The sequence below is a fragment of the Alsobacter sp. SYSU BS001988 genome, from assembly GCF_054796215.1.
Genome location: NZ_JBTAMK010000002.1, coordinates 515,839 through 541,848 on the forward strand (window position 1 = coordinate 515,839; position 26,010 = coordinate 541,848).

At 71.5% G+C, this 26,010-nt stretch carries 25 protein-coding genes; 17 read left to right on the forward strand and 8 right to left on the reverse strand.

Translation table 11 applies throughout. The annotated features are described in order from the left end of the window. Positions 1 to 297: 297 nt before the first annotated feature. The 11 genes from ACYVO7_RS06480 (at position 298) to ACYVO7_RS06530 (ending at position 16,160) form a co-directional block, all read left to right on the forward strand. Positions 298 to 1,743 carry an NAD-dependent succinate-semialdehyde dehydrogenase gene (locus ACYVO7_RS06480; protein WP_460449001.1) on the forward strand — a complete coding sequence of 482 codons (1,446 nt, stop codon included), beginning with the start codon at positions 298 to 300 and terminating at the stop codon, positions 1,741 to 1,743. 230 nt (positions 1,744 to 1,973) lie between these two features. Further along, on the forward strand, positions 1,974 to 3,521 hold the full coding sequence (locus ACYVO7_RS06485; RefSeq protein ID WP_460449002.1) for an acetolactate synthase large subunit: 1,548 nt from the start codon (positions 1,974 to 1,976) through the stop codon (positions 3,519 to 3,521). A 417-nt stretch (positions 3,522 to 3,938) separates the two neighbouring features. Further along, positions 3,939 to 5,579, forward strand: coding sequence for an alpha,alpha-trehalase TreF (treF, locus tag ACYVO7_RS06490; protein ID WP_460449003.1), 1,641 nt, complete (start codon positions 3,939 to 3,941; stop codon positions 5,577 to 5,579). A gap of 62 nt (positions 5,580 to 5,641) precedes the next feature. Continuing rightward, on the forward strand, positions 5,642 to 6,313 hold the full coding sequence (locus ACYVO7_RS06495) for a response regulator (protein WP_460449004.1): 672 nt from the start codon (positions 5,642 to 5,644) through the stop codon (positions 6,311 to 6,313). Then, positions 6,288 to 8,768 (forward strand): sensor histidine kinase, encoded by a 2,481-nt coding sequence (locus tag ACYVO7_RS06500; protein WP_460449005.1) that lies wholly within the window; start codon positions 6,288 to 6,290, stop codon positions 8,766 to 8,768. The genes ACYVO7_RS06495 and ACYVO7_RS06500 overlap by 26 nt, the downstream gene beginning before the upstream one ends. A 95-nt stretch (positions 8,769 to 8,863) precedes the next feature. Beyond that, the gene (locus ACYVO7_RS06505; RefSeq protein WP_460449006.1) at positions 8,864 to 9,958 is read left to right on the forward strand and encodes an ABC transporter substrate-binding protein; all 1,095 of its coding nucleotides are present in this window, start codon (positions 8,864 to 8,866) and stop codon (positions 9,956 to 9,958) included. Positions 9,959 to 10,179: 221 nt separating this feature from the next. Next, positions 10,180 to 11,850, forward strand: a complete 1,671-nt coding sequence (locus ACYVO7_RS06510; protein ID WP_460449007.1) for an ABC transporter permease — start codon at positions 10,180 to 10,182, stop codon at positions 11,848 to 11,850. Then, a complete protein-coding gene (locus tag ACYVO7_RS06515) occupies positions 11,843 to 12,907 on the forward strand; it encodes an ABC transporter ATP-binding protein (protein ID WP_460449008.1) in 1,065 nt (354 codons plus the stop codon). The genes ACYVO7_RS06510 and ACYVO7_RS06515 overlap by 8 nt, the downstream gene beginning before the upstream one ends. 6 nt (positions 12,908 to 12,913) lie before the next feature. Beyond that, a complete protein-coding gene (locus ACYVO7_RS06520) occupies positions 12,914 to 14,686 on the forward strand; it encodes a M14 family zinc carboxypeptidase (RefSeq protein WP_460449009.1) in 1,773 nt (590 codons plus the stop codon). A 78-nt stretch (positions 14,687 to 14,764) separates the two neighbouring features. Beyond that, entirely contained in the window at positions 14,765 to 15,592 is an 828-nt protein-coding gene (locus ACYVO7_RS06525) for a hypothetical protein (RefSeq protein WP_460449010.1), read from the forward strand. Positions 15,593 to 15,704: 112 nt separating this feature from the next. Beyond that, positions 15,705 to 16,160, forward strand: coding sequence for a BLUF domain-containing protein (locus ACYVO7_RS06530; RefSeq protein ID WP_460449011.1), 456 nt, complete (start codon positions 15,705 to 15,707; stop codon positions 16,158 to 16,160). A gap of 69 nt (positions 16,161 to 16,229) precedes the next feature. Here the strand turns inward: ACYVO7_RS06530 and minE are convergent, their stop codons facing one another. From minE to minC, 3 genes are all read right to left on the reverse strand, one after another. Next, a complete protein-coding gene (gene minE / locus ACYVO7_RS06535) occupies positions 16,230 to 16,502 on the reverse strand; it encodes a cell division topological specificity factor MinE (RefSeq protein ID WP_406854566.1) in 273 nt (90 codons plus the stop codon). Further along, entirely contained in the window at positions 16,499 to 17,314 is an 816-nt protein-coding gene (gene minD, locus ACYVO7_RS06540; RefSeq protein WP_460449012.1) for a septum site-determining protein MinD, read from the reverse strand. Before minD ends, minE begins: the two co-directional genes overlap by 4 nt. A 71-nt stretch (positions 17,315 to 17,385) precedes the next feature. After that, entirely contained in the window at positions 17,386 to 18,096 is a 711-nt protein-coding gene (gene minC / locus ACYVO7_RS06545; RefSeq protein ID WP_460449013.1) for a septum site-determining protein MinC, read from the reverse strand. 214 nt (positions 18,097 to 18,310) lie between these two features. Between minC and ACYVO7_RS06550 the strand changes: the two genes are divergently transcribed. Beyond that, complete coding sequence (locus ACYVO7_RS06550; RefSeq protein ID WP_460449014.1) at positions 18,311 to 18,607, forward strand: hypothetical protein; 297 nt, start codon at positions 18,311 to 18,313, stop codon at positions 18,605 to 18,607. Between the two features lie 16 nt (positions 18,608 to 18,623). On the opposite strand, the gene ACYVO7_RS06555 is transcribed toward ACYVO7_RS06550, so the two are convergent. Continuing rightward, positions 18,624 to 18,854, reverse strand: a complete 231-nt coding sequence (locus ACYVO7_RS06555; protein ID WP_460449015.1) for a hypothetical protein — start codon at positions 18,852 to 18,854, stop codon at positions 18,624 to 18,626. 163 nt (positions 18,855 to 19,017) lie between these two features. Here ACYVO7_RS06555 and ACYVO7_RS06560 point away from each other — a divergent pair, with 163 nt between their 5' ends. Continuing rightward, positions 19,018 to 19,527, forward strand: a complete 510-nt coding sequence (locus ACYVO7_RS06560) for a response regulator (RefSeq protein ID WP_460449016.1) — start codon at positions 19,018 to 19,020, stop codon at positions 19,525 to 19,527. Between the two features lie 71 nt (positions 19,528 to 19,598). Next, a complete protein-coding gene (locus tag ACYVO7_RS06565) occupies positions 19,599 to 20,009 on the forward strand; it encodes a (R)-mandelonitrile lyase (protein ID WP_460449017.1) in 411 nt (136 codons plus the stop codon). A 19-nt stretch (positions 20,010 to 20,028) separates the two neighbouring features. On the opposite strand, the gene ACYVO7_RS06570 is transcribed toward ACYVO7_RS06565, so the two are convergent. The 4 genes from ACYVO7_RS06570 to mnmA form a co-directional block, all read right to left on the reverse strand. Then, positions 20,029 to 20,274, reverse strand: coding sequence for a hypothetical protein (locus tag ACYVO7_RS06570; protein WP_460449018.1), 246 nt, complete (start codon positions 20,272 to 20,274; stop codon positions 20,029 to 20,031). A 100-nt stretch (positions 20,275 to 20,374) separates the two neighbouring features. Continuing rightward, positions 20,375 to 21,160: a 2', 3'cyclic nucleotide phosphodiesterase SpdA gene (spdA, locus tag ACYVO7_RS06575; protein WP_460449019.1), complete on the reverse strand. Its 786-nt coding sequence runs from the start codon at positions 21,158 to 21,160 to the stop codon at positions 20,375 to 20,377. Positions 21,161 to 21,177: 17 nt separating this feature from the next. Further along, on the reverse strand, positions 21,178 to 21,819 hold the full coding sequence (locus ACYVO7_RS06580) for a class I SAM-dependent methyltransferase (RefSeq protein ID WP_460449020.1): 642 nt from the start codon (positions 21,817 to 21,819) through the stop codon (positions 21,178 to 21,180). Positions 21,820 to 21,822: 3 nt separating this feature from the next. Next, the gene (gene mnmA / locus ACYVO7_RS06585) at positions 21,823 to 23,007 is read right to left on the reverse strand and encodes a tRNA 2-thiouridine(34) synthase MnmA (RefSeq protein ID WP_460449021.1); all 1,185 of its coding nucleotides are present in this window, start codon (positions 23,005 to 23,007) and stop codon (positions 21,823 to 21,825) included. 244 nt (positions 23,008 to 23,251) lie between these two features. Between mnmA and ACYVO7_RS06590 the strand changes: the two genes are divergently transcribed. From ACYVO7_RS06590 to sciP, 3 genes are all read left to right on the forward strand, one after another. After that, on the forward strand, positions 23,252 to 24,841 hold the full coding sequence (locus ACYVO7_RS06590) for a flagellar hook-length control protein FliK (RefSeq protein WP_460449022.1): 1,590 nt from the start codon (positions 23,252 to 23,254) through the stop codon (positions 24,839 to 24,841). 20 nt (positions 24,842 to 24,861) lie between these two features. Then, the gene (locus tag ACYVO7_RS06595) at positions 24,862 to 25,527 is read left to right on the forward strand and encodes a flagellar hook assembly protein FlgD (RefSeq protein ID WP_460449023.1); all 666 of its coding nucleotides are present in this window, start codon (positions 24,862 to 24,864) and stop codon (positions 25,525 to 25,527) included. Between the two features lie 119 nt (positions 25,528 to 25,646). Beyond that, positions 25,647 to 25,922 (forward strand): CtrA inhibitor SciP, encoded by a 276-nt coding sequence (gene sciP, locus ACYVO7_RS06600; protein WP_460449024.1) that lies wholly within the window; start codon positions 25,647 to 25,649, stop codon positions 25,920 to 25,922. Positions 25,923 to 26,010 lie beyond the last annotated feature (88 nt).

A 26,010-nucleotide genomic window follows, 5' to 3' on the forward strand; every position in this document is an offset into this window, starting at 1 on the left:
CGTCCCTGGATGACTGAGCTGCGCATACACGCCGGCGAGACGCGCCGTCATCCCCGCCGACCTGCGCGCGGCGCCGAAAGAGTCTGGATCCCCTTCCCGGCGCTTCGCGCCGCCGGGAATGACGGCGAGATCGAAGCTCTCATTCGCGGCTCCGCTGCGACGCGGAAAGGTTCGAAGCAGCCGGGCCGTGACCGCGCAACAACCGCGCAAGGCCGATAGCCAAAGCTCACACTTTTCGCATACGTCACAACGCCGCCCGCACTACACTGCGCGAGACAAGAAACTCCGGAGGCACCCATGGCCAAGCTCCTTCCCTTCCAGCGCGAAAAGAACCTGATCGGGGGCGAGTGGGTCGACGCGGATTCGGCCGCGACCATCGAGGTCACGAATCCTGCCACCGGCGAGGTGATCGGCACGGTCCCGAACTGCGGCGCTGCCGAGACCAAGCGCGCCATCGCGGCGGCCCAGAAGGCCTTCGAGGGCTGGCGCGCCACCACGGCGGCCGAGCGCGCCGACAAGCTGCGCAAGCTCGCGGCCGCCATCGAGAAGAACAAGGAGGAGCTCGCCGTGCTCCTCACCACCGAGCAGGGAAAGTCGCTGGCCGAGGCCCGCGGCGAGGTCGGCATCAGCGCCGCCTATGTGCTGTGGTTCGCCGAGGAGGCGCGGCGCGTCTATGGCGATACGATCCCGTCGCCATGGGCCAACCGGCGCATCCTGGTCACCAAGGAGCCGGTGGGCGTGGTGGCCGCCATCACGCCCTGGAACTTCCCGTCCAGCATGCTGTCGCGCAAGCTCGGAGCCGCGCTCGCGGCCGGCTGCACGGTGGTGACCAAGCCCGCGACGCAGACCCCCTACTCCGCCATCGCGTGGGGCCTCTTGGCCGAGGAAGCCGGCATCCCGCCGGGCGTGATCAACATCCTGACCGGCTCGGCCGCCCAGATCGGCGGCGAGATGACGTCCAACCCGACCGTCAAGAAGGTGACCTTCACGGGCTCCACCGAGATCGGCAAGCTCCTGATGAAGCAGGCCTCCGGCACCATGAAGCGCATCTCCATGGAGCTCGGCGGCAACGCGCCCTTCCTGGTCTTCGATGACGCCGACCTCGACGCCGCCGTTGAGGGCGCCATCGGTTCGAAATACCGCAATTCCGGCCAGACCTGCGTCTGCGCCAACCGCTTCTATGTGCAGGCCGGCGTCTATGACGCCTTCGCGGAGAAGTTCGCCAAGGCGGTGCGCGAGCTGAAGGTCGGCAACGGGCTTGAGCCCGGCGTCACCCAGGGCCCGCTGATCGACGAGAAGGCGGTTGAGAAGGTCGAGGAGCACATCGCCGACGTGGTCGCCAAGGGCGGCCGCGTGGTCACGGGCGGCAAGCGCCACGCGCTCGGGCACTCCTTCTTCGAGCCCACCATCGTGGCCGACGTCACGCCCGGCATGAAGGTCGCCAAGGAGGAGACTTTCGGCCCGCTCGCGCCGCTGTTCCGCTTCGACACGGAGGAGCAGGCGCTGGCCATGGCCAACGACACCGAGTTCGGCCTCGCCGCCTACGCTTACACCCGCGACCTCGGCCGCGCCTTCCGGGTGATGGAGGGGCTGCAATACGGCCAGGTCGGCATCAACGCCGGCGTGATCACCACGGAAGTCGCCCCCTTCGGCGGCGTCAAGGAATCCGGCGTCGGCCGCGAGGGCTCGAAATACGGGCTCGATGACTACCTGAACATCAAGTACGGCTGCATCGGGCTCTAGCCGGCGCGCAACTCTCTCCCGCAGCGGGGGAGATGTCGGCGCAGCCGACAGAGGGGGGCGCTCGGGCGGAACTCCGTTCCGCCAAGCGGCGCTCAACCGCCCCCTCCCTGCCCTCCCCCGCTTCGCGGGAGAGGGTTCCGCCACGGCAGCCATTCAGATTTAATCGGAACGGCGGCGACGCGCGCCAACCTCATCCGTTACGAACCATCCTCCCAACCAAAGAGACCCCCATGAACGGCGCCGACCGGCTGTGCGATGTGCTGCTCGCCAACGATATCGACGTGTGCTTCGCCAATCCGGGCACGTCCGAGATGCATTTCGTGGCGGCGTTGGACCGCAAGCCCAAGATGCGCTGCGTGCTGGGCTTGTTCGAAGGCGTCGTGACGGGCGCGGCCGACGGCTATGGCCGGATGGCCGACAAGCCCGCCGCCACGCTGCTGCATCTCGGCCCCGGCCTCGCGAACGGGCTCGCCAACCTGCACAACGCCCGGCGCGCCCGCACGCCGATGCTCAACGTGGTGGGCGACCACGCCACCTATCACCTGCAGCATGACGCGCCGCTCACCAGCGACATCGCCAGCCTGGCGAAGCCGATGTGCCACTGGTACGCGGAGACGAAGACCCCCGAGGACATCGCCTCCACCACCGCGCAGGCCTATGTGGCCGCCATGACGCTGCCGGGCGTCGCCGTGATGACGCTGCCGGGCGACGCCGCCTGGGGCGACCTCGCCCCCGCGCCCGTCGAGCGCACGCCGTTGCCGGCCCTGCCCCACGTCAGCGCCGACGCCATCCGGGACGCCGTCGCGGCCCTGCGCTCGGGCAAGCGCGTCGCCATGCTGATGACCGGCAAGGCCCTGCGCACCGAGGGGCTCACGATCGCGGGCCGCATCGCGGCCAAGACCGGACTGCGCCTGCTCACCCCGCAAAGCATCAACCGCATCGAGCACGGCGTCGGCCGCGTTGCGGTCGACAAGGTGCCCTACCCGGTCGACCAGGGCGTCGAGCACCTCGCCGACATTGACGTGCTGCTGATGCTGGGCACGCAGGTCCCGGTGGCGTTCTTCGCGTATCCGGGCAAGCCCGGCCGCCTCATCCGCGACGATTGCGAGGTGCAGACGCTGGCCCGGCCCGGCGACGACCTCGTCCATGCGCTCAACTGGATCGCCGACGAGGTCGGCGCCAAGGAGCCGCCGCGCCTCGTTCAGCCGGGCGGACTCTCGGACGCGCTCCCCTCCGGCGCGCTCACGGCCGACTCGGTCGGCTACGCGGTGGCGAAGCTGCTGCCCGAGAACGCCATCGTGTGCGACGAGGCGGTGAGCTCCGGCCGCAAGTTCTTCAAGATCTCGGAGAACTCCGCCCCGCACACCTACCTGCAGCTCACCGGCGGCGCGATCGGGGTCGGCATCCCGATGGCGACCGGCGCAGCGGTGGCCTGCCCGGACCGCAAGGTGATCGGCCTGCAGGCCGACGGCAGCGGCATGTACACGGTGCAGGGGCTGTGGACGCAGGCGCGCGAGAACCTCGACGTCGTCACGGTGGTGTTCGCCAACCGCTCCTACGCCATCCTGCATGGCGAGATGCGCAACGTGGGCGTCAACCAGTTCGGCCGCAACGCCGCCCGCATGCTGAACCTGGACGAGCCTTTCCTCGACTGGGTCACCATGGCCAAGGGCATGGGCGTCGAGGGCGGCCGCGCCGAAACCATGGAGGAGTTCGAGAAGCTCTTCCGCGCGGCGCTGTCCCGCAAGGGGCCGTTCCTGATCGAGGCGGTGATCTGAGGCCCGGCGCGCAGACGGCGGCGCAAAGCAATACGCCCGGCTCGGCCGGGCGTGATGAAGGCGTTGTCCCCCAAGTGGGCTGTTCGGGGCGCTGCTTTTTTGTTGTGAGCCCCTTTTATCGGCGAACGTCTGGCCTTGACCTTCGGTGGCGCGGGTGATCAGGCCGGCCGCCTGGAACGTTTGCCCGAATATTCAGCAAGGATTCGAGCAAATTGTAAAGTCCCAGCTCACACGTTGCGGTTTTCCTGTCACAGCCGGGACACATTCGCGAGCCGGGGCCCCGCCGACGGCCACGACGCGATTGATGAAAGCCGCGAATCCAAGCGTCATGCAGAAGGGTTCGGAGCCATCCGATCCCGAACACAACGGCGGGCCGCAACCCGCCTCGGCGGCGGCCTGCGGGCTGGACGGTTTCGAATGGCCTCAGAAGCGCTCGCCCGGCTGTCGCCGGCGCTCTTTCCTCCCTATGGCGTCTGCGAGGAGCTTCCCCCCTCCCGTCTGTTCCGCGACCTCTTCGACGCGGTGCAGAGCGCCGGGCTGTTCCCGGACTCCAAAACCTTCGCGGACGCGGCGCCGCGCCTGCCGGCCGCCGACATCCTGAGGGCCTGGGAGGCCGAGAAGGACGCTCCAGGCTTCGATCTCGCGGTGTTCGTCGCGGCCCATTTCGCCTTGCCGATCGCCACCGAGACCGGCTTCATGACGCTGGCCGGGCGCGACGTGCCGGACCATATCGACGCGCTCTGGCCGATGCTGGAGCGCCACGCCGAGACGCCGCCCGCCGGCTCGTCCCTGCTGGCGCTGGCCCGGCCCTATGTGGTTCCTGGCGGGCGCTTCGGCGAGATCTACTACTGGGACACCTATTTCACCATGCTGGGCCTCGTGCGCAGCGGCCGCGTCGACCTCGCCCGCGGCATGGTGGAGAACGTGTCCGACCTGATCGAGCGCTACGGCCACATGCCCAACGGCAACCGCAGCTACTACCTGACGCGATCTCAGCCGCCCTTCTTCGCCCTCATGGTGGCCATGGTGGCGGGCCTGGGCGACCACGCGGCCGTCCATCGGCGCTACCTGCCGGCGCTGGAGCGCGAATACGCCTTCTGGATGGACGGTGCCCAGGAGATCGCGCCGGGCGGCGCCCACCGGCGCGTCGTCCGCCTCGCCGACGGCGCCCTGCTGAACCGCTATTTCGACGACCGGGCGACGCCGCGCGACGAGAGCTGGCGCGAGGACGTCGAGACCGCGGCGGCCGCGCCCGGCCGCGAGCCGACCGAGGTCTGGCGCGACCTGCGCGCCGCGGCCGAGAGCGGCTGGGATTTCTCCAGCCGCTGGCTCGTCCCGGGCGAGCCGCTCTCCTCCATCCGCACCACCCGGATCGCGCCGGTCGACCTCAACTGCCTCATGCTGCAGCTGGAGGTGACGCTCGGCGAAGCCTACGGGTGGGACGGCCGGCCGGACGAGGCGAGCGCCCTCAAGCAGGCCGCCCTGCGCCGGCGCGACGCCATCCAGGCGCATCTGTGGGACGCCGGCCGCGGCGTCTATGGCGACCTGCTCTGGGACGAGGGCGCGCTCACCGGCGTGGTCAGCGCCGCGACCCTGTTCCCGCTCTTTTGCGGAATCGCGACCAGCAGCCGGGCCCGGGCCGTGGCGGCGGCCGTGCGCACCGGGCTCCTGGGCCGCGGCGGCCTGGTGACCACGTCCGCCCGCTCGGGCGAGCAGTGGGACGCCCCCAATGGCTGGGCGCCCCTGCAGTGGATCGCCGTCTCCGGACTGTCGGACTATGACGAGCACGGCCTCGCCGACGAGATCGCGCGCCGCTGGATCGCCAAGGTCTGCACCGTCTATGAGGCCACCGGCAAGCTGATGGAGAAATACGACGTCCTCACCGAGGACCTCGCGGCGGGCGGCGGCGAATATCCCAACCAGGACGGCTTCGGCTGGACCAACGGGGTGACGCGCGAGCTGATGGCCCGCTACCCCGAGACGGCGCAGGTGTTCCGCCCCGGCGTGGCGGTCGCCAACGGGACGCCGGAGCGCGCCGTCGCGAGGGCGGCCCTCTAGGGTCCGGACTTCGCGCGCGCCCGAGCCGGTGCTAAAGCTGGGGCCGAGGGAGCCCCGGGCGCGTGCGCATACTTCTGGTCGAGGATTCCGAGGATCTGGGCGACGCCATCTCGTCCAAGCTGCGGCTGTCGGGGCACGCGGTGGAATGGGTGCGCGACGGCGACGCCGCGGCCGAGATGGCCGCCGCCGAGGCCTTCGACGCCATCCTGCTCGACATCAACCTGCCCGGCCGCGACGGCTTCGCCGTGCTGGCGGGCCTGCGCGCCGCCCGCATCGCCTCGCCGGTGCTGGTGATGACGGCGCGCTCGGAGATCGACGACAAGATCGGCATCCTCGACCTCGGCGCCGACGACTACATGGTCAAGCCCTTCGACCTGCGGGAGCTGGAGGCGCGGCTGCGCGCGCTGCTGCGGCGCCCCGCCGGCGCGCTCTCCAGCGCGGTCACGATCGGCGACCTCGTGATCGACCATGCGGCGGGCCTCGCCCGGCTCGGCGCCGCGCCGCTGGACCTCAGCCGGCGCGAGTTCCGCCTCCTGGAGATCCTGGCCAGCCGCCTCGGCCAGGTGATCCCCAAGCAGCGCCTCATGGACCAGCTCTTCAGCCTCGACGACGAGGTCTCCGAAAACGCGCTGGAGCTCTATGTCTCGCGCCTGCGCCGCAAGCTGCATGGCGCGCCCCTGTCGATCGTGACCGTGAGGGGCGCCGGCTATGCGGCTCGCACCCACGACGCCTAGCGGCTTCTCGCTCGGCCGGCGCCTGCTGGTCGCCGCCGGCGTCGCGCTCGCGGCCGCCACCGTGGCCCTGGTGGCGATCAGCGCGGTCTATTCGCGCCAGGCCGCCGACGCGGCGTTCGACCGCCTGCTGGCCGCCTCGGCCCTGTCGATCGCCGGCGCGGTGCAGGTCGAGGAGGGACGCGTCGCCGTGGAGGTGCCCTTCGCGGCTCTCGCCATGCTGGGCTTCGCGGCCGAGGATCGCATCTTCTACGAGGTGCTCGATCCGGAGGGAAAGCCCGTCACCGGCTACTCGGACCTTGGCGAGGGCCTGGCCCCGGCCCGCGCCGCCGAGCCGGTGTTCCAGAACCTCCGCTTCCGGGGCGACGAAATCCGCGTCGTGACCGTGGGGCGCCTGATCTCGCTCGCCGACCGGGCCGGATGGGTCACGGTCCGGGTCGGCGAGACCCGCGACGCCCGGGCGCTGCTCAGCGCCGAGCTGACGCGCCGCGCCGTCTGGCCGCTGCTGGCGCTGGCCGGCGTCGCGCTGCTGCTGGTCCATCTCGGCGTGCGCCGGGCGCTGCGGCCCCTGCGGGCCATCGAAAAGGAGCTCCGCGCCCGCGCGCCTAACGACCTGCAGCCGCTGCGCGCCCCGGCCCCGCACGAGGTCGACGAGCTCGTCACCGCCCTCAACGACTTCATGGCCCGCCTGGGCAACGTCTTCGGCCGCCTCAGCTCTCTGCTGGCCGACGCGGCCCACCAGGTGAGGACGCCGCTCGCGTCCCTGCGCGCCCAGGCCGAGATCGCCGTCGATGAGACCGACCCGGCGCGCCTGCGCGACCGCCTCGGCCGCATCCACGCCAATGCGGTGCAGGCCAGCCAGCTCGTCGGCCAGATCCTGATGGACGCCACCATCATCCATCGCCTCGAGAGCCGGGAGAACGCGCCCGTGCCCGTGGCCGGCGTCGTCGAGGATGCGCTGAAGAGCCTCGACCCCGCCGCCATGGCGCGCATCCGGACCCGAATGGACCCAGCGGCCGCCCAGGCGCTGGTCGCCGGCGACCGGGTGGCGCTGCGCGAAATGCTGAAGAACCTCGTCGAGAACGCCCTCCTGCACGCCCCCGAGGGTCCCATCGACGTGACCCTGGAGCAAAGCCGGCCGGACCGCGTGGCCCTGACCGTGCAGGACCGCGGACCGGGCATCCCGGACGACGAGAAGCAGGCCGTCCTGCAGCGCTTCCGCCGCGGCCGCGCCGCCCGCGACGGCACCGGATCGGGCCTCGGCCTCTCCATCGTGGACTCGGTCGCGCGCGGCCATGGCGGCGCGCTGACGCTGGCGGACCGTCCCGGCGGCGGGCTCGTCGCCTGCGTCGATCTCGCCGCGGAGCCTGCGCCCCACCGCCCGGCGCTGCTGGCGAGCCTTCTCGCCGCCGCCGGCGCGCTCGCGCTCGCCGCGCTGTCGGCGCCCGGTCCGGCGCGGGCGGCCGATCCGGTCGTCACCCGCTTTGAGGCCGCCGCGCCCTCGGGCCGCACCCTCGTCATCGCCGGCGCCACCGACCGGGCGCAGTTCGCGCCGGTGATCCGCGACTTCCAGGAGACACGGCCCGACGTCGCGGTCGCCTATGTGGATCTCGACACCAGCGACCTGCAGGAGCGGTTCCTCGCCGGCTCCATCCAGCCGCCCCCCGACCTGTTGATCAGCTCGGCGATCGACCTGCAGGTCAAGCTCGCCAATGACGGGCTGGCCCTGGCGCACGATTCAGCCTTCACCCGCGCGCTGCCGCCCTGGGCGCGGTGGCGCAACGAGGTCTTCGGCTTCACCTTCGAGCCCGCCGTGATCGTCACCAATCCGGACCTCGTGCCCGAGCCGCCCCGGTCTCGCTCGGCCCTGGCCCAGCTCATGGACCGCGACGCCGACCGCTTCCGCGGCAAGGTCGCCACCTACGACATCGTGCGCAGCGGCGTCGGCCACCTTCTGGCCGCGCAGGATGCGCAGGTCTCGTCGGTGTTCTGGCGGCTCGCCAGCGCCATGGGCGGGGCGGGCGCGCAGCTCGTCTGCTGCAGCGGCGAGATGATCGACAAGGTCGAGCGCGGCGAGCTGGCGCTGGCCTACAACGTGCTCGGATCCTACGCCTTCGCGCGCCGCGCCGCCGGCGCGCGGATCGGCGTCGCCATGCCCAGCGACTACACCCTCGTGCTCAGCCGCGTGATGCTGATCCCCCGCTCGGCCCCGAGCCCCGATTTGGCGCGCGCCTTCGTCGACCATGTGCTGTCGCCGCGCGGCCAGGCGGTGGTCGCCGGCAAGGCCGGGCTCGGCGCCATCCTGGGCGAAGGCCCGGGGACCGCGGCCGAGATCGCCCGCGAGGCCAAGGGCCCGCTGCAGCCGATCACGATCGGCCCCTGGCTCCTGGCCTTCCTGGACCAGCAGCGCCGCGCCCGCTTCCTGCAGTCCTGGCTGCAGATCGTCTCGCCCAACTGATCGGCCCGGCCGCCGACAGGTTCGCGACAGGTTCGCGCGTTAAGAACCCGTCAACGGGACAACGATCCCGGATAGGAAGCTCAAGGAGACAAGAGATGACGAAGCTCGCCCTTCCGCTCGCGTCGGGCCTGGCCCTCGCGCTCACCGCCGGCGTCGCCGCCGCGCAGGTCCCGCAGGGATACCCGGCCGACTACGCCGCCACGATCGAGGCCGCCAAGAAGGAAGGCAAGGTCGTGGTGTACGGCACGACCGACGCCGCCGCGGCCAACTTCCTGGTGAAGGACTTCGAGGCGCTCTACGGCCTCAAGGTCGAGTACAACGACCTCAACTCCACCGAGCTCTACAACCGCTTCATCGCCGAGGCCGCCGCCGGCCAGGGCACCGCGGACGTGACCTGGTCCTCCGCGCAGGACCTGCAGATCAAGCTCGTCAACGACGGCTACGGCGCCGCCTACAAGACGCCCGAGGCCGCCGCCATCCCGTCCTGGGCCAACTACAAGGACAGCGCCTACGGGGTCACCTACGAGCCCGTCGCCTTCATCTACAACAAGCGCCTCGTCCCGGCCGAGGACGTGCCGAAGAGCCACGAGGACCTGCTGAAGCTCCTCACCGCCAAGCCCGACGCCTACAAGGGCAAGGTCACCGCCTATGATCCCGAGCGCTCGGGCGTCGGCTACCTGTTCTTCACGCAGGACGACCTCGCCTTCAAGCAGGCCTGGGACCTGTTCAAGGCCTTCGGCAAGACCGAAATCAAGCTCTACACCTCCGCGGGCGCCATGCTGGAGCGCGTCACCTCGGGCGAGCACCTCATCGGCTACGGCGTGTTCGGCTCCTACGCCCTGTCGCGCTCCAAGAAGGACGCGAATATCGGCATCGTGCTGCCCAAGGACTACACGCTGATCGCCTCGCGCGTGGCGTTCCTGTCCAGCAAGGCCAAGAACCCGAACGCCGGCAAGCTCTTCCTCGACTACATGCTGTCGAAGCGCGGCCAGACCATCATCGCCAACCAGGCCGAGCTCTACTCGCTGCGCGACGACGTGCAGGGCGAGGCGACCGTCGCCAAGGTCAAGGAGCAGGTCGGGAACGCCATCCGGCCGATCCAGATCAACGCCGACCTGGCGTCGAACCTCGACACCGTGAAGCGCCTCAAGTTCCTGAAGCAGTGGCAGGCGGCCCTCAAGGGCAACTGAGGCGTCTGAGGAGAAGCCGCCACGCACCCTCCCCGCAAGGGGGAGGGTCGCCGCCGAGCGGCGGGGTGAGTTGAACGCCGCCGCCGGAGCCAAGACAGTCGGATCGCTCGCGCCCTCGCCGGGCGCGGGCCACCCCACCCCGCCGGCCTTTGGCCGTCGACCCGCTCCCTCCAGGGGAGGGTGCTGGGCGCAGCGCCGAGACCTGCGCCGGGAGAACCGCCATGCCCTTCGCCGTCTTCCGCTTCGCCACGCTGGCCATCATGGCGTCGGCGGTGCTCGCCCCCATCGGGCTGATCATCTATCAGAGCTTCCTGGACGGGCCATTCTTCACGCCCAACGTCCACTTCAGCCTCGACGCCTTTCAGTTCGTGCTGGAGGACGACGACTTCTGGGACGCCCTGAAGACGTCCATCATCGTGGCCGCCGGGATGACGGCGATCTCGATCCCGCTCGGCGTGGTGCTGGCCTTTCTGCTCGCCCGCACGGACGTGCCCGGCAAGACGTTCCTCGAGCCGCTGGTGCTCGTGCCGATCTTCATGTCGGCCGTGGTGCTCGCCTTCGGGTACGTGGTGGCGCTGGGGCCGGTCGGCATCTTCTCCACTTTCGTGAAGGGCATGATCGGCACGGTGCCGTGGAGCATCTACTCGGTCACGGCGATCACCATCATCGCCGGCCTTACGCATGTGCCGCACGTCTATCTCTACACCTCGGCGGCGCTGCAGAACCTGGGCGCCGACCTCGAGGAGGCCGCCCGCACGACCGGCGCGTCGCCCCTGCGGGTGGCCCTGACGGTCAGCCTGCCGATGGTGACCCCGGCCGTGCTCTACGCCGCCGTGCTGATCTTCTTCCTCGGCTTCGAGCTGTTCGGCCTGCCGCTGGTGCTGGGCGATCCCAAGGGCATCCTGGTGCTCGCCACCTACCTGTACAAGCTCACCAACAAGCTCGGCGTGCCGTCCTACCAGCTGATGGCCGTGGTGGTGGTCGCCATCATCCTGATCGCCATTCCGCTGGTCTATCTGCAGCGCCGGCTGCTGGCTCAGTCCAACAAATACGTCTCGGTGCGCGGCAAGGCCGCCAAGCGCGCGCCGCTGCGGCTGGGCGCGCTGCGCTGGCCGGCCTTCGCGATCATCATGCTGTGGTTCGTGGCGACGGTCGGCATCCCGGTGTTCGGCATCCTGCTGCGCTCCTTCGTGACCACCTGGGGCGAGGGCGTGCGCCTCGCCGAGGTGCTCACGCTGGCGCATTACCGCGACCTCGTGGACTACCCGAACGCCATCCACGCCATCGTCAACACCATCCTGATCGGCGCCATCGGCGGCGCCCTCTCGGTGGCCTGCTACACCGCCGTCGCGCTCGCCATGCACCGCTGGCGCTCGGGCTGGACGCGCATCGCCGACTATCTGGTGATGATCCCGCGCGCCATGCCGGGCCTCGTCGCGGGCCTCGCCATGCTGTGGCTGTTCCTGTTCCTGCCCCCGCTGCAGCCGCTGCGCGCGACGCTGGTGTCGATCTGGCTGGCCTACACGGTCGTGTGGCTCGCCTATGGGACGCGCCTCGTCGCCGGCACCATGCTGCAGATCGGCTCCGAGCTGGAGGAGGCGGGCCGCTCCGTCGGCGGCACGCAGGGCCGGGTCGCGCGCGACATCACGGTCCCGCTGGTCAAGTCCGGCATGCTGGCGGCCTGGCTGCTGATCTTCCTGATCTTCGCCCGCGAATACTCCACCGGCATCTATCTGCTGGGTCCCGGCACCGAGGTGATCGGCTCGCTCATGGTGTCGCTGTGGGGCACCGGCGCCATCGATCTCGTCTCGGCGCTCGCCGTCATCAACATCCTCATCATCTCGGTGGGCCTCGGCCTCGCCCTGCGTCTGGGAGTGCGCCTCCATGGCTGACCTCGTCATCGATAACGTCAAGCTGAGCTACGGCGACGTCGACATCCTCAAGGGCGTCTCGCTGTCGGTCGAAAAGGGCCAGATCGTCGCCCTGCTGGGTCCGTCCGGCTCCGGCAAGACCACGCTGCTGCGCTGCGTGGCCGGCCTTGAGCAGCCCTATGCGGGCCGCATCGCCATCGCGGGCAAGACCCTCTTCGACGGCGCCAAGGACATCAACCTGCCGCCCGAGGAGCGAGGCCTCGGCCTCGTCTTCCAGAGCTACGCGCTGTGGCCGCACAAGACCGTGTACGACAACGTCGCCTACCCGCTGAAGCTGCGCGGCGTCGCCGGCGCGCAGATCAAGACCCGCGTCGCCCGGGCGCTGGAGAGCATCGGCATCGGCCATCTGGGCGCCCGCTTCCCGCACCAGCTCTCGGGCGGCCAGCAGCAGCGCGTCGCGCTGGCCCGCGCGCTCGTCTATGAGCCGCCGGTGATCCTGCTCGACGAGCCGCTCTCCAACCTCGACGCCAAGCTGCGCGAGGAGGCTCGCGTGTGGCTGCGCCAGCTCATCAGCGAGCTCGGCCTGTCGGCGCTGTGCGTCACCCACGACCAGGTCGAGGCGATGGCGCTCGCCGACCGCATCCTGCTGCTCAACGGCGGCGTGGTCGAGCAGCAGGGCACTCCGGAAGAGATGTATGGCAGCCCGGCGACGCTCTTCGCGGCCGAGTTCATGGGCGCCAACAACCGCCTGCCCGGCAAGGCCGTGAGCGTGGCGCCGGGCGCGGCGTCGCTCCTGTTTGGCGACGAGCGCCTGGAGGGCGTGCCCTGCGGCCCGATCGCCGAGGGCGACGACGCCTATGGGGTCATCCGGCTGGAGCGCGTGCGGGTGGCCGACGGCCCCGGGCCGAACCGCATCCGCATGACGCTCACGGCGGAGATGTATCTGGGCGAGCGCTACGAGCTGCTCTTCCGCAAGGGCGACGTCACGGTGCGCATCTTCTCCGGCGCGCGCATCGCCGGCGGCGACCACTGGCTGGAGTTCCCGCGCGAGTCCTTCTGGGTCTGTCCCCGGGGCTGATCCCGCATGGCGGTGCTGCTCGACCTGCGCATCCCCCGCACGATCGACCGCCTGGTCGAGCGGCTGGCGGGGGCGGGCCTCGCCGGCGCCGACGTCGAGGCCTGGGTCTTCGAGGACGCGGCCGCCCGGGCCGCCGCCGAGGCGCAGCTGGCCGCCGGCGGCGTCGCGGCGCGCTTTCGCAGCGCCTACAAGCCGCTCGTGCACCACGTCCTGGAGGAGCTCGACCTCGCCGAGGCCGCATCCCTGGCGCTGCGCTACCCGGTCCATCCGGACGCCGCTCCGGCGCGCTTCCGCATGGAGGCCTACCCGCTGGCCGCCCTGGCGGGCGACGTCCCGCTCACGATGGAGCCGGGCGACGCCGGCCTCGACTATCGCCTCGACGTCGTCTTTCGGGACGGCCGCCGCGAGAGCCGCCGCGTCTTCGCGCCGAACCGGGTGCGGCCCGATGCGCTCGGCCGGCCGGCGCTGTCGCCTGCCGGATGGCTGCGGATCAGGCGCGCTCCCGGCGGCGCGCCAGACCGCGACGAGCCGGTGGAGAGCGACCTCGAAGCCGCCTTCGCGGCCGCGATGGCGGCGGTCGACGCCCATCCCTGGGGCGACGCGCAGCCCTATTTCGACAGGTTGCGCATCGCCGTCGGCATCGGCGGGGTCGAACGGCCCCTGCCGGTCCTCGACGAGCTCATGAGCACACGCGAGGGCCTGCACGAGGACCTCTATTTCTCCCTCCTGGAGCGATTCATCCGCCGCGCCGGCCTTCCCGACGGCGACCGCCGCCTGCGGCCGGGGCAGATCGCGCCCGACGTCTTCGCCGCCGAGGGCGACACGACGGTGCGGGTCGAGACGCTCCCCCACGAGCCTCCGCCGCCGGACGCCGCGGCCGAGCCGGTGGCCGACGACGCCGCGCAGGCGCCGCCTCCGGCCGCCGTGGCGGGCTCCCTCGCGCAGTTCGGCGGCCGCGCCCTGCTGGCCCGCTCGCGGCAGGGCCGGCCGGTGCGCGGCGTCGTCGTCGCGGGCGAGGGCCCCCCGGTCCTGATCACCGGCGGCCAGCACGCCAACGAGACCTCGGGCGTGGTCGGCGCGCTGCGGGCCGCCCGGGAGCTCGCCCGGCAGGGGGCGGCCTTCGCCCTGATCCCGGTCGAGAACCCGGACGGATATGCGCTCCACCAGTCGCTCATCGCCCGCAACCCGTCCCACATGCACCACGCGGCCCGCTACACGGCGCTCGGCGACGATCTCGAATACCGGTCGGCGCCGCCCTTCTATGAGGCCGAGGCCCGGAAGGAAGCGCTGCGGCTCACCGGCGCGGACCTCCACGTCAACCTGCACGGCTACCCCGCTCATGAGTGGACGCGGCCGCTGAGCGGCTATGCGCCGCGCGGTTTCGAGGCATGGTCGATCCCGAAGGGCTTCTTCCTCATCCTGCGCGTCCGGCCCGGGCTGCAGGCCTATGGCCGCTCGTTCCTGGAGCGGCTGACGGCCCGCTTCGCGTCAGACGCGGACCTGATGGCGTTCAACAGCGCCGAACTCGCCGCTTATGCGGCGCATGCCGGCGAGGTCGGGGTCCCGGTGCTGAACGGGATCGCCTGCGCGCTGGTCGAACGGCCCGAGCAGCCCTGCCGGCTGCAGCTCATCACCGAATATCCGGACGAGACCGTGTCCGGGGCCGCCTTCCTGCGCGCCCACCGCGTCCAGCGCGACGCGGCGCTGTTCGCCCGCGCCATCTTCGCCGAGGACGTCGAAAACGGCCTGTGGCCGCCCGCCCCCGAGGCCATGGCCTGAGACGCCCGCCGGAGCGGCGAAACTGACGGGCCCAGCCCGCGTTGTCCCCCTGAACCCCGCTTTCAGAGAGGGCCCGCCATGGCCGCACGTCACCAGGATCGCCTCCCGCAACGGCGGAGCGCCCGTCTCCCCACCCTGTGGCTCGGCTGCGCGCTGGGCATCCTCGCCGCCGCCTCGCCGGCCCTCGCCCAGAGCGGCGGCGGAGGAGGCGGATCCTCGGGCGGCGGATCCGCCGGGGGAGGCTCGTCGAGCGGCGGGGCCAGCTCCGGCGGCGTTTCGGGAGGCGCCGCAGGCGGCGTCGGCGGGGCCTCCGGGTCGGGACTTTCGACCGGCGCCTCGGGCACCGGCGCGGCAGGCGGCGGACCCGGCTCCATCACCGCGCCTCCCGGCACGGCCTTGTCCGGCACCGGTCAGGCGACCGGCCCGGCCCCGGCGCGCGGGACCGGCCAGCCCACCTCCTCGGGCGCGACCGCCCCCGACGCCTCCCCGGCCAATACGGGCGGGCCGCAGGGCGGGGCCCTCTCGGGCGGGCCCACGGGCGCGAACGCCGGCTCCGGCCAGACCAATGCGGGAGCCGTGAACAGCGGCCCCGTCAACGCCGCCAACCCGGCCGGGACCCAGGCGGGACCGGGCGTGAACGGGCCGGCCTCGCGCAGCGCCGGCGCAGGCGACGTCTGCGGCGACGTCCTCGCCAATCCGAGCAATTTCACCGCCAAGATCATCGCCGACTGCAAGGCCAAGACCGGCAAGCAGCCGGCTCCGCGCTCGGCGGAGATGAAGTCCAACGGCATCGCCCCGGTGGACCGCCCGTCGCAGGTCCAGAAGGCGCGCGACGCCGACGACAACCGCGCCGTCGGAAGCATCTGCAGCGGCTGCGGCGTGAGCCCGACCGGAAAGAAGCGCTAGCGCACCGGATACGAGCAAGCCTCGCGCTGTGATTGCGGCGCGAGGCGAAGATTAAGCGATTGTTCAGGGCTGGCCGGCAGCGTTGCCTGGGGCGCAATCACGGGCGAGACGCATGCCGCTGAGCAGACTGATCTATTACTCCCACCGCCGGATTCCGCCGCGCGAGGGTTTCCAGGCCATCAAGCAGATCCTGGACGTCTCCATCCGGAACAATCGGCGCAGCGGCGTCACCGGCTACATGGTCTTCGACGACCGCATCTTCGCGCAGGTGCTGGAGGGCGAACCGGAGGCCGTCGAGTCCACCTACGCCCGCATCGGACAGGACCGTCGCCGCGGCGACCTCGTGCTGCTGGATTCCAGCCGTCAGCCGGTCAGGGCCTTCACCGATTGGGCCATGGGCGCCACGCTCTGGCTCGACGAGATGACGTCCCTTCTGCGCCGGCGCGGCCTGACGGCGCTCGATCCCGAGCGCCTGGGCGCCGGCGGCGTCCTGGAGCTCGCGCTCGCCCTGCACTCCCGCGAGGCCCAGCGCAAGCAGCAGGCCCGCGAGAAGAGCCTGCAAATCTGATCCCAGGCTCCGAAACGAAAAAGGCGGCCGCATCGATGCGTCCGCCCTCGTCGACCGGAATCGCCGGACTCAGGCCGAGAGCGCGATGCGCACCCGCGCCTGGGTGGGGATGTCGACTTCCACCTCGAGGGTGGAGATCGCGTCGCCCCGTTCCATCTTGACCCGCACCTTGTCGGGCTCGACCTGCACGTGCTTGGCGATGACCGCCAGGATCTCCTCTCGCAGCACCCCGACGAGGTCGTTCTGGCCGACCATCGCGCGTTCATGGGCGAGGAGGATCTGCAGTCTGTCCCTGGCGACAGGCGCGGAGCCGCGGCGGCTGAAGAACTGCAAGAGGCTCATGCGGCTTTCCTTCCGAACAGCTTGCCGAACAGGCTGCGCCGGTTCTGGGGAACCGACATCGTGATGCTCTCCCCCATCAGGCGCTTGGCTGCGTCCGCATAGGCGCGGGCGGGCGTGCTCGCAGGGTTCGAAAGGGTCACGGGGGTGCCCAGATTCGAGGCGCGAAGCACCTCCTGGCTCTCCGGAATGATGCCGAGCAGCGGGATCGAGAGGATCTCGAGCACGTCGTCGACCTTCAGCATCTCGCCGCGCTCGGCCCGGGCGGTGTCGTACCGGGTGAGCAGCAGGTGCTTGTCGATCCGCTCTCCCTTCTCGGCCTTCAGGGTCTTGGAGTCGAGCAGGCCGATGATCCGGTCGGAGTCGCGCACGGAGGACACTTCGGGATTGGTGACCACGACCGCGAGGTCCGCATGCCGCATGGCGAGCCACGCGCCCCGCTCGATGCCGGCGGGGCTGTCGCAGATCACCCAGTCGAACTTGGCGCGCAGGTCTTCCATGACCTTGGCGACGCCTTCCTCGGTGAGGGCGTCCTTGTCGCGCGTCTGCGACGCGGGCAGCAGATGGAGGTTCTCGAGCCGCTTGTCGCGGATCAGCGCCTGCGGCAGCTTGGCGTCGCCCTGCACCACGTTGATGAGGTCGTAGACGACCCGGCGCTCGGCCCCCATCACGAGGTCGAGGTTGCGCAGCCCGACGTCGAAGTCGACGACGACCACGTTCTGTCCGCTCTGCGCCAGGGCGGCGCCCAGCGCTGCTGTGGAGGTCGTCTTGCCGACGCCCCCTTTGCCTGAAGTGACGACCAAGACCTTGGCCATTTCCGTCCGTCCTCCTCAACTGTGTCTCTGGCCGGCGCGCGTCGCCGGCTTACGCTGGTTCTCGGAATGCGTCAGTCCATCGCCGCCATCATGATGGCGTCCCCATCGAGCCAGGCCTGGACGGCGCGGCCACGGAGTTCGGGCCTTATCGCGTCGGCGACCTTGTAGAGGCCGTCCAGGGCGACAAGTTCAGCTTCCATTTTCCGGCAGAAGATGCGGGCCTTGGCCGCCCCGGTGGTGCCCGCGATGGCGCGGCCCCGCAGCGTCCCGTAGACGTGGATGGAGCCCCCGGCCACGATCTCCGCGCCGGACCCGACCGAGCCGGTGACGATGACGTCGCCCTGGGGATGGATGATGACCTGGCCGGAGCGGACCGCCCCGTCGATGATGAGCGCGTCCTGCGCCTTGACGGCCGGCGGCGCCGCATCCGGCGCCCGCGCCTGGGCGTCCAGCACCTCGGCGACGCCCGTGGTCTTGCCGCCGGTCAGGCAGGGCGGCAGGCCGTCGGCCGCAAGGCCGGGCTCCGCGCCCTCGATGCCCATCAAGCGCACATTGCGCTCGGCGAGTTCTTCGACCAGCTTGCGCAGCGCCTCCGCGTCGAGGCTGAGCCCCGAGACGTCGAGCACGACTGGCCGGCCGATGAAGAAGCCCGGAGACTGCAGCGCCCAGGCGTCGAACTCGACCAGCCAGTCAGCGACCGGCGCTTCCGGAGCCAGGACCAGCGCCAGGAAGGAACGGCCACGGAAACGGATGGACTGTCGGGGGGGCGTTGCAATCGTCACGGTTAAGATTCCCTTTCGCACCTTGATCTGAGAGCAGGATGGTTAACGCGGGGTTAAGGCGGGCTCATCCTCGTGACGACTTGTTTACGGTCCCCCGGAGAGGCCTCGGGGCCCGCTCCGGGACGCCCGCGAAGGACGTGCGCCGGCGTACGGTCCGGGCGCGTGGCACGCCCGATGCTCGGTCTGCTTCGCCTTGGTAAAAAGGGGGACCGCCATGCCTCGCGACGTCGATCTCGCCTGGACCCTGCAGTTTCGATTCGGCGGCGCGCGGCGCCGGCGCGTGCTGCGCACCGCGCGCGACGTGGTCGATCTGATCGCGGCGCTGACGGACGCCGAGCGGCGCTGCCTTCACTGGGCGTCCACCCTGGGGGCGATCTCCCGCGCGATGGGGTCCGGCCACGCCAAGGCGGCGCTCATCGCCACCGAGATGGTCGAGAACGCGCTGGCCGTCGAAGGCTGGCTACTGGCCGAATGCGCCGCGGACGAGGCTCCCGCCCTGCTGCACGCCTGACGGCGGCGGGCCGGGCTCAGCCGGACCCCGGGTCGGTCTCGCCCGACTTCACGTCGGGCAGCGCGCCCGCGCCGGGCGTCTTCTCCTCGTCGGTCAACTCCGGCGACGCGTGCGGGCCGGCCGGATGAAGCGCGCGAGCGTCGTCGCGGCCCTGGGGGCGCTGGCCCTCCGGCCGATCGGCGGCCCGCTCGGCCGGAAGCGAGTCGGCGCCGGTCCGCTGGTCCGGGGTCTTCGATCCTGTCGCCATGGCGTCCTCCTTGCCCTCAGGGCAACGGGCGCGGGAGCCCCAGGTTCCGCGCGTCCGGCTTGATGCTTTTCAAGCTCCCCGCCCAGCGAGGCCGCCGCATTAACGAAGCGTTAGGCAGGGCGCCTCATGGTACAACTTCTGGTAGCAAAACGATGAGATGACGGTGCGCGCAGAACTGCAGGCTTCGGTGTCTCAGAGCTTCAGCCTCGCAGAGCGGGCCGGAACCGTTCTGGTGGTCGACGACAGCTCCACCATGAGGACCGTCGTCAAGCGCATCCTGCAGACGCTGGAGATCGACAACGTCGTCGACGCGCCGGACGCCGCCACGGCCTTTACGCTGCTGCACCAGCGCTCCTTCGGGGTCGTGATCTGCGACCTGCAGATGGAGCCGCATGACGGCTTCCACCTCCTGCGCGGGCTGCGCGAGATGCCCGAGGAGATGGCCGAGACGCCCTTCATCCTGATGACGGCCAGCCTCGACGCCAAGCATGTCGAGGTCGCCCGCTATCGCGGCGCGGACGCCTACATCCTCAAGCCGTTCACCGCCGAGGCGCTGCGCCAGAAGCTCGAAGCCGTGCTGCCGATGGGCCGCTTCATCGCCCAGCCGGAAGCCGCGATGATCGAGCAGCACGCCATCGAGCGGCGGGTCAAGACCTTCATCGGCTCGCGCTAGAACGAACCGCTCCGCCCCGATGGCGCTCGGCCCCGCGCCGGGGCATGATGCCGCGGCACGAGGAGCGCTCCATGGAAATACGTCACGCCGGCGGCGTCCCCACCCGCCGCGCCCCCGCCGACGCCTTCACGGGCGTCGTCTGGCAGGATCCCGTCATCGAGGCGCCGGCGCCCGCCCGCATCAGGGCGGCCCGCGTCTCCTTCGAGCCCGGCGCCCGCACGGCCTGGCACACCCATCCGCTCGGCCAGACCCTCTGGGTGCTGGCCGGCGTCGGCCGGGTGCAGTCGGAGGGCGGCCCGGTCCGCGAGATCCGGCCGGGCGACGTGGTCTGGATCCCGCCCGGCGAGAAGCACTGGCACGGGGCCGCGCCCGCGACCGGCATGACGCATCTGGCCATGCAGGAAGCCCTCGACGGCGCGCATGTGACCTGGCTCGAACAGGTCTCCGACGCCGACTACGCCGTCGCCCCCCAGGCCGGTTGACCCAGCGGCCCGGGCGGCCTCAGCGCTCGCCGCGGGATGCGAGCGTCCAGCGCCGCCGGTAGGCCGCGGTCGAAAGATCGACATGCGCGGCCTGGGCTTCGCCGGGCGACAGCTCGTCCAGCAGGGTGACGCCCTCGTCGAACAGGGCCATCTCCTCCTGCACCAGCCTCACCGCCTCGTCGGGATCTTGAGCCGTGACGAGGTGGTAGGTCGGCACGGGCGACTGCGCTCCCGCGAGCTTGGCTTCGACGATATAGGCCTTCACGCTGGCGACCTCCGGCCGGAACGGGTGAGATGGCGGGCCGCAGGCCCGTCACCGGAACGCCCGACGCCATGCTATGGATGCAGCCGGGCCCGTCCAGCCGTCACGCCGTCCCCGGCTCCTGCGACAGCTCGTAATCGTCGGTGTGGACCACGACCCCGTGCGGGCCGAGCAGCAGGATGCCGTACGCGCCCGGCTCGTCGACCGACAGCGACGTGTCGCGCGCGTCGAGATCCATCGGCTGCTGGTGCACCGGGCTCTTGAACACGCAGAACGGCACGCCGCGATGCGAGCCGCTGATGGTGCGGTGGACATGGCCGGCCACGATCTGCCGGATGTTGGGCCGCCCCGCCAGCGCGGCGTAGAAGGCGTCGCCGTTCTGCAGCGCGATGGCGTCCATGCCGGCGAAGCCGGTGGCGTGCGGCGGGTGGTGCATGAAGATCGCCGCCGGCGCGCCGCCCGCCGCGTCGAGCTCGCGCCCGAGCCAGGCCATGCGCCGCGCGCAGAGCGCCCCCGCCGGACCCCGATCCATCACGGTGTCGAGCAGCAGCAGCCTGTAGCCGCCGATCGTCAGCGCCTCCTGGACGAAGCCGTCCGCGTCGCGCGCCGCCTCCGGGAACGCCGCCTGGAAGGCGGCCCGATCGTCGTGATTGCCGATCATCAGGCTGACCGGAACGGCGAGGCGCGCCAGAGCGCCCCGCACCCGCGCATAGGACGCCGCATCGCCGCGATGCGTCAGGTCGCCGGCCACGATCACCCGCTCGGCGTCCGGATGGCGGCGGTTGATGTGCGCCACGGCGGCCTCGAGACGCCGCAGCGGGTCGAGGCCGATGATCGAGACGCCCTCCGGCGTCATGTGGAGGTCCGTGAGGACGATCAGTTTCGACATGCTTTCCCCCACCCGCCTCACCCGGCCGCCTTGGCGATCCGGACCAACGTGAACAGGTCCAGCGGCGGCAGCGCCCGGCGCTCGACCAGCCGCATCCCGGGCGTGCGGTCGATCCAGTCGCCGATGATCGCGAAGGGGAATTCGGGCCGCCATCCCAGGCTGGCGCTGCGCCGGGCGAGCCAGTTCTCGCCCCAGGCGCGCAGGCCCGTCTCGGCGCCCACATGGTTGACGAGCACGATCTCGCCGCCCGGCTTCAGCACGCGGGCGAACTCATCCAGCGTCCCGTGCGGATCGGGAACCACCGTCATCACATAGGGCGCGACCACCGCCTCGAAGGCGCCGTCCGGGAAGGCGAGCCGGGTCGCGTCCATCACGCACAGCCCCGCCACATGGGCGAGGCCCTTCTCGGCCACCCGCTCCTGCGCCTTGCGCAGCATGGGCTCCGACAGGTCGACGCCCACCACGGTCGTGGCCGGGCTCCAGAGCGGCAGCTCCAGCCCGGTGCCCACGCCGACGTCCAGGATCACGCCTCCGGGCCGCTCCGAGGCGGCCGCGGCCGCCTTGCGCCCCGGCGCCATCACGGCCGTGAAGGCGAGGTCGTAGACCGGGGCCCAGCGCGCATAGGCGGCTTCGACGGCCTTGTTGTCGAGCTCTCCCACCGCTCAGCCGCGCGCGACGGCGGCCAGGGCCGGGCGGGCCGGCGCGACGGCGGCGTCCCGGGCGGCGCTGCGGATCACGCCGCCGCCCAGCACCCGCGCGCCCGGCGCGACGCTGTCGTAGAACACGCAGGCCTGCCCCGGCGAGACCCCGTATTCGCCGGCGAGGAGATCGACCGCGAGCTCCCCGCCCTGGCGGCGCAGCAGCGCCGGCTGCGGGTCGCGCGTGGACCGCACCCTGACGGCGATCTCGGTTCCGTCCTCCGGAAGCGCCTCCAGCGGCTGGTCGCCCAGCCAGTTCACCTCGCGCAGCGCCACCGAGCGGGTGGCCAGCGCCTCGCGCGGACCCACGACCACGCGCGCGTGCTCGGCCTCGATCCGCACCACGTAGAGCGGCTCCCCGGTGGCGACCCCGAGCCCCTTGCGCTGCCCCACGGTGAAATTCATCACCCCGTGATGCGCGCCCAGAACCCGGCCGTCCACATGCCGGATCTCGCCCGGCTCGGCCGCCTGCGGCTTCAGCTTGGCGATGATGTCGGTGTAGCGCCCCGTGGGAACGAAGCAGATGTCCTGGCTGTCGGACTTCTCGGCCACCGAAAGCCCGTAGCGCCGGGCCAGCTCGCGGGTCCGAGCCTTGTCGACGCCGCCCAGCGGGAAACGCAGCATGGCCAGCTGCTCGGGCGTCGTGGCGTAGAGGAAATAGCTCTGGTCCCGCTCCGGATCGGCGGCGCGGTGCAGCGCCCGGCGGCCGTCCGGCAGCGCCCGGCTGGACACGTAGTGCCCGGTGGCGAGCGCCTGCGCGCCCAGTTCGCGGGCGGTGTCGAGCAGGTCGCGGAACTTGATCTTGCGGTTGCACTCGATGCAGGGCACCGGCGTCTCGCCGATCATGTAGCTGTCGACGAAGCGGTCGATCACCTCGCGCCGGAATCGGCTCTCATAATCGAGCACGTAATGCGGGATCCCCAGCAGCTCCGCCACCCGGCGCGCGTCGTGGATGTCCTGCCCGGCGCAGCACGAGCCGGCGCGGTGCGCCGCGTCCCCATGGTCGTAGAGCTGCAGGGTGACGCCCACCACGTCGTAGCCTTCCTGTTTCAGGATGGCGGCCACTACAGAGGAATCGACGCCGCCCGACATGGCGACGACGACGCGCGTCTCTTCCGGTCGGCCCGGAAGATCCAGGCTGTTCAGCATGGGCGTCTGCACCGAGATCTCGGCCGGGAGAAGGTCCCGGCTCCATTGCGGTCATTCTACAGCCTCGCGCCCGACGGGGCCAGCAGCGCGCCGCGGCCCGGCAAAAGCTGCCGCCGCGGCAAGACATGTCCGGCGCCGGGCGATCGGCCGTAAAGCGAAGTGGCTCGATTCATTGGCGATTTCATGGCCGGCGGGCTGGCCCGGCGATTGCAGCGGGAACGGTGCCACTCTCTCGACGAGCACCATGTCCGCATCTCTCGCCCGCACGCCCCACAGCCCGGCAGCCGCTTCGAGGCCCTCGACGGCGCCGTCCCGCGCCGCGCCGCCGTCCTCCGGGGCGGACTTCGCCGCGCAGGTCGCCGCCGCCGACGCGCAGGACCGCGCCGCGCAGGCCGACGCCAAGCCGGCGGCCCGGACCCAGCCGGCCGGCCGCGGCGACGCCGCGCGCCCGGCCCGCCCGGGCTCCGACCGCAGCGACGCCGCGCCGGAGCGCGACGCTCCCGGCGCGGTCGGCCCCGCGACCCCGCAGGACGCGCCGCGCGACCCCGTCATCGCCGCGCAGGCCGCGGCTGCGCCGGACCTGGGCGACGCCGAGGCGACCTTGGAGGCGGAGCCCGACGCTGCGCCCGACGCCGGGGCGCCCGACCCGACCGCCGTCCCGCCCGAAGCTTCCGCGGCGGCCAATGCGGGCGGCCAGCCGCTCGTTCCGCCCGTTCCCGCCCCGGTCGTCGCCGACCAGCCGGCCCAGCCCCAGCCCCAGCCCTCCGCCGCCGCCCAGGCGGCCGCGGCCCCGCAGGCCGGCGTGGGCGCAGCCGTGGCGGCGACCGCCCAGGCGACCGCTGGCCCGCCTGTCGCGAAGGACGCGTCGGGACAGCCCGTCGCGGCCAGGCCCGGCCCGCGCGGAGCCGCCGTCGCGGCGGCGCAGACCGCCGACTCCGAGACAGCGGCCGACGCCGCGCAGGCCGCTCCCGCCGAAGGAGGCCTCGCCGAGGCCCTGAAGGCCGCGCTCGCCGAGGGGGACGCCCCCTCCGACGGCGACGCGGCGGAGCAGGACCCCAATCCCTCGGCTCCGCAAACGCCGAAGCCCGCCGCCAAGGACGCGGCGCTGGCCGCCCCCGCCGGGCTGGACGCTCCCGCCTCGCCCTCCCAGGGCGGGCCCACGGCCGGGAAGCCCGCCGCGGACCCCCGTCGCGCCGCCGTCGAAGCCGCTGCGCCCTCTGACAAGGCGCGCGCCGCCGAAAGCCCCGAGCCCCGGCGGACCGAGAAGCCCGAGGCCGCCTCGCAGGCCGCGGCGACTTTCCAGGCCCTGGTGAGCGACGTCTCAGCGCCGGCCGCGGCGCGCGCGCAGGACCCGGCCGCCGCCCTCGCCGCCCCCCAGGACCCCCGCGCCGCCGCCTCGCCGACTTCCGCGCCCGTGCCTCTCTCGGCGCTCCCAATCGAGATCGGCATGCGGGCGCTGCAGGGCGGCCAGAGCTTCCAGATCCGCCTCCATCCCGAGGAATACGGCCGCGTGGACGTCAAGCTGGACATCGACGGCGACGGCGCCGTCTCGGCTCAGCTGGTCGTCGACCGGGTCGAAACGCTGAACCTGCTCCAGCGCGACGCCAAGACGCTGGAGCGCGCCTTCGAGCAGGCCGGGCTGAAGACCTCGGACTCCGGCCTGCAATTCTCGCTCAACAGCAATCCCGGCGGCCAGGACAGGACCGGCCGGGACGCCCCCTCGCATCGCGGCGCGTCCGACTCCGCGCAGGAGGCCGACCCGCTGCCGCCGGATCTCGCCGCCGCCCTCCGCTCCATCCGGACCGGCGCGGGTGGGCTCGACATCCGGATCTGAACAGGCTTGGAGCCGACATCATGGCGACCGTCACCGGAACCACTTCCGCCTCGTCCGGCGCGACGTCGAGCGGCTCGACCACGGACCGGACGACCCTGGCGAACAATTTCGACCAGTTCCTCATGCTGCTCACCACGCAGCTGAAGAACCAGAACCCGCTCGATCCGCTGGACACCAACCAGTTCACCCAGCAGCTGGTGCAGTTCGCCTCGGTCGAGCAGCAGATCAAGACGAACACGCAGCTCACCAGCCTGCTCTCGGCCACCAAGTCGACGACCGCCGTCAATGCGCTCGGCTTCGTCGGCGCCACGGTCACGGCGGACGGCGCGACCGCCCACCTGTCGCGCGGCTCCGCCACCTGGACGCTGAACTCGCCCAAGGCCGCGCAGGCGACGATCACGATCAGGAACAAGGCGGGCGACGCGATCTACACCGAGAGCCGCAGCCTCAGCTCCGGATCCCAGCCCTTCAAGTGGAACGGGACCAGCAACAGCGGCGCGCCCCAGAACGACGGCGACTTCACCATCTCGGTGACCGCCACCGACACGTCCGGCGCCGCGGTCGCGGTCACGACCCAGATCGAGGGCGTCGTCGACGGGGTGGACCTGACCACCGACATCCCCACCCTGAAGATCGGCGCGGTCTCCGTCCCGATCGACCGGGTCAAGAGCATGCGCAAGTCGTGATTCGCGTCGGATGTGCGGTGGTCAAAAACCGCAGGTTGCGCTTAGGCAAATTTTAAGCGGAAGCTCCCTATGCTCATTCCCGACACTGGTCAGTCGAGTTGTGTTGTGTGAGCGTATCAATGACCGAGACCTACCGCCCGCGGGCGAAATACGTGATCGGCCCGGACGGCAGCCCGCTGACGATCGCGGATCTGCCACCCTCGAACACGAGACGTTGGGTGATCCGCCGCAAGGCCGAGGTGGTGGCCGCGGTGCGCGGTGGGCTGCTCAGCCTTGAGGAAGCCTGCAACAGGTACACCCTCACCGTGGAGGAGTTCCTGTCCTGGCAGGCTTCGATCGACGAGCATGGCCTCGCCGGACTGCGGACCACCCGGATCCAGCAATACCGCCACTGACCGTCCCCGCACCCAGGAAGCGCCGGCATCGTCCGGCGCTTTTCATTTTGCTCGATCCGCAGCCCGCCGAACCGCCATTAACCGGGCG

Excerpts from the sequence above, each read along its gene's own strand:
- ACYVO7_RS06565 (WP_460449017.1), top strand. The coding sequence starts at position 19,599 with ATGGAAATACGTCACGCCGGCGGCGTCCCCACCCGCCGCGCCCCCGCC.
- ACYVO7_RS06510 (WP_460449007.1), top strand. The coding sequence starts at position 10,180 with ATGCCCTTCGCCGTCTTCCGCTTCGCCACGCTGGCCATCATGGCGTCG.
- ACYVO7_RS06525 (WP_460449010.1), top strand. The coding sequence starts at position 14,765 with ATGGCCGCACGTCACCAGGATCGCCTCCCGCAACGGCGGAGCGCCCGT.
- ACYVO7_RS06520 (WP_460449009.1), top strand. The coding sequence starts at position 12,914 with ATGGCGGTGCTGCTCGACCTGCGCATCCCCCGCACGATCGACCGCCTG.
- minE (WP_406854566.1), bottom strand. The coding sequence starts at position 16,502 with ATGAGCCTCTTGCAGTTCTTCAGCCGCCGCGGCTCCGCGCCTGTCGCC.
- ACYVO7_RS06485 (WP_460449002.1), top strand. The coding sequence starts at position 1,974 with ATGAACGGCGCCGACCGGCTGTGCGATGTGCTGCTCGCCAACGATATC.
- spdA (WP_460449019.1), bottom strand. The coding sequence starts at position 21,160 with ATGTCGAAACTGATCGTCCTCACGGACCTCCACATGACGCCGGAGGGC.
- treF (WP_460449003.1), top strand. The coding sequence starts at position 3,939 with ATGGCCTCAGAAGCGCTCGCCCGGCTGTCGCCGGCGCTCTTTCCTCCC.
- ACYVO7_RS06500 (WP_460449005.1), top strand. The coding sequence starts at position 6,288 with ATGCGGCTCGCACCCACGACGCCTAGCGGCTTCTCGCTCGGCCGGCGC.
- ACYVO7_RS06505 (WP_460449006.1), top strand. The coding sequence starts at position 8,864 with ATGACGAAGCTCGCCCTTCCGCTCGCGTCGGGCCTGGCCCTCGCGCTC.
- ACYVO7_RS06590 (WP_460449022.1), top strand. The coding sequence starts at position 23,252 with ATGTCCGCATCTCTCGCCCGCACGCCCCACAGCCCGGCAGCCGCTTCG.
- ACYVO7_RS06595 (WP_460449023.1), top strand. The coding sequence starts at position 24,862 with ATGGCGACCGTCACCGGAACCACTTCCGCCTCGTCCGGCGCGACGTCG.
- ACYVO7_RS06555 (WP_460449015.1), bottom strand. The coding sequence starts at position 18,854 with ATGGCGACAGGATCGAAGACCCCGGACCAGCGGACCGGCGCCGACTCG.
- ACYVO7_RS06550 (WP_460449014.1), top strand. The coding sequence starts at position 18,311 with ATGCCTCGCGACGTCGATCTCGCCTGGACCCTGCAGTTTCGATTCGGC.
- ACYVO7_RS06515 (WP_460449008.1), top strand. The coding sequence starts at position 11,843 with ATGGCTGACCTCGTCATCGATAACGTCAAGCTGAGCTACGGCGACGTC.
- ACYVO7_RS06530 (WP_460449011.1), top strand. The coding sequence starts at position 15,705 with ATGCCGCTGAGCAGACTGATCTATTACTCCCACCGCCGGATTCCGCCG.
- minD (WP_460449012.1), bottom strand. The coding sequence starts at position 17,314 with ATGGCCAAGGTCTTGGTCGTCACTTCAGGCAAAGGGGGCGTCGGCAAG.
- ACYVO7_RS06480 (WP_460449001.1), top strand. The coding sequence starts at position 298 with ATGGCCAAGCTCCTTCCCTTCCAGCGCGAAAAGAACCTGATCGGGGGC.
- sciP (WP_460449024.1), top strand. The coding sequence starts at position 25,647 with ATGACCGAGACCTACCGCCCGCGGGCGAAATACGTGATCGGCCCGGAC.
- mnmA (WP_460449021.1), bottom strand. The coding sequence starts at position 23,007 with ATGCTGAACAGCCTGGATCTTCCGGGCCGACCGGAAGAGACGCGCGTC.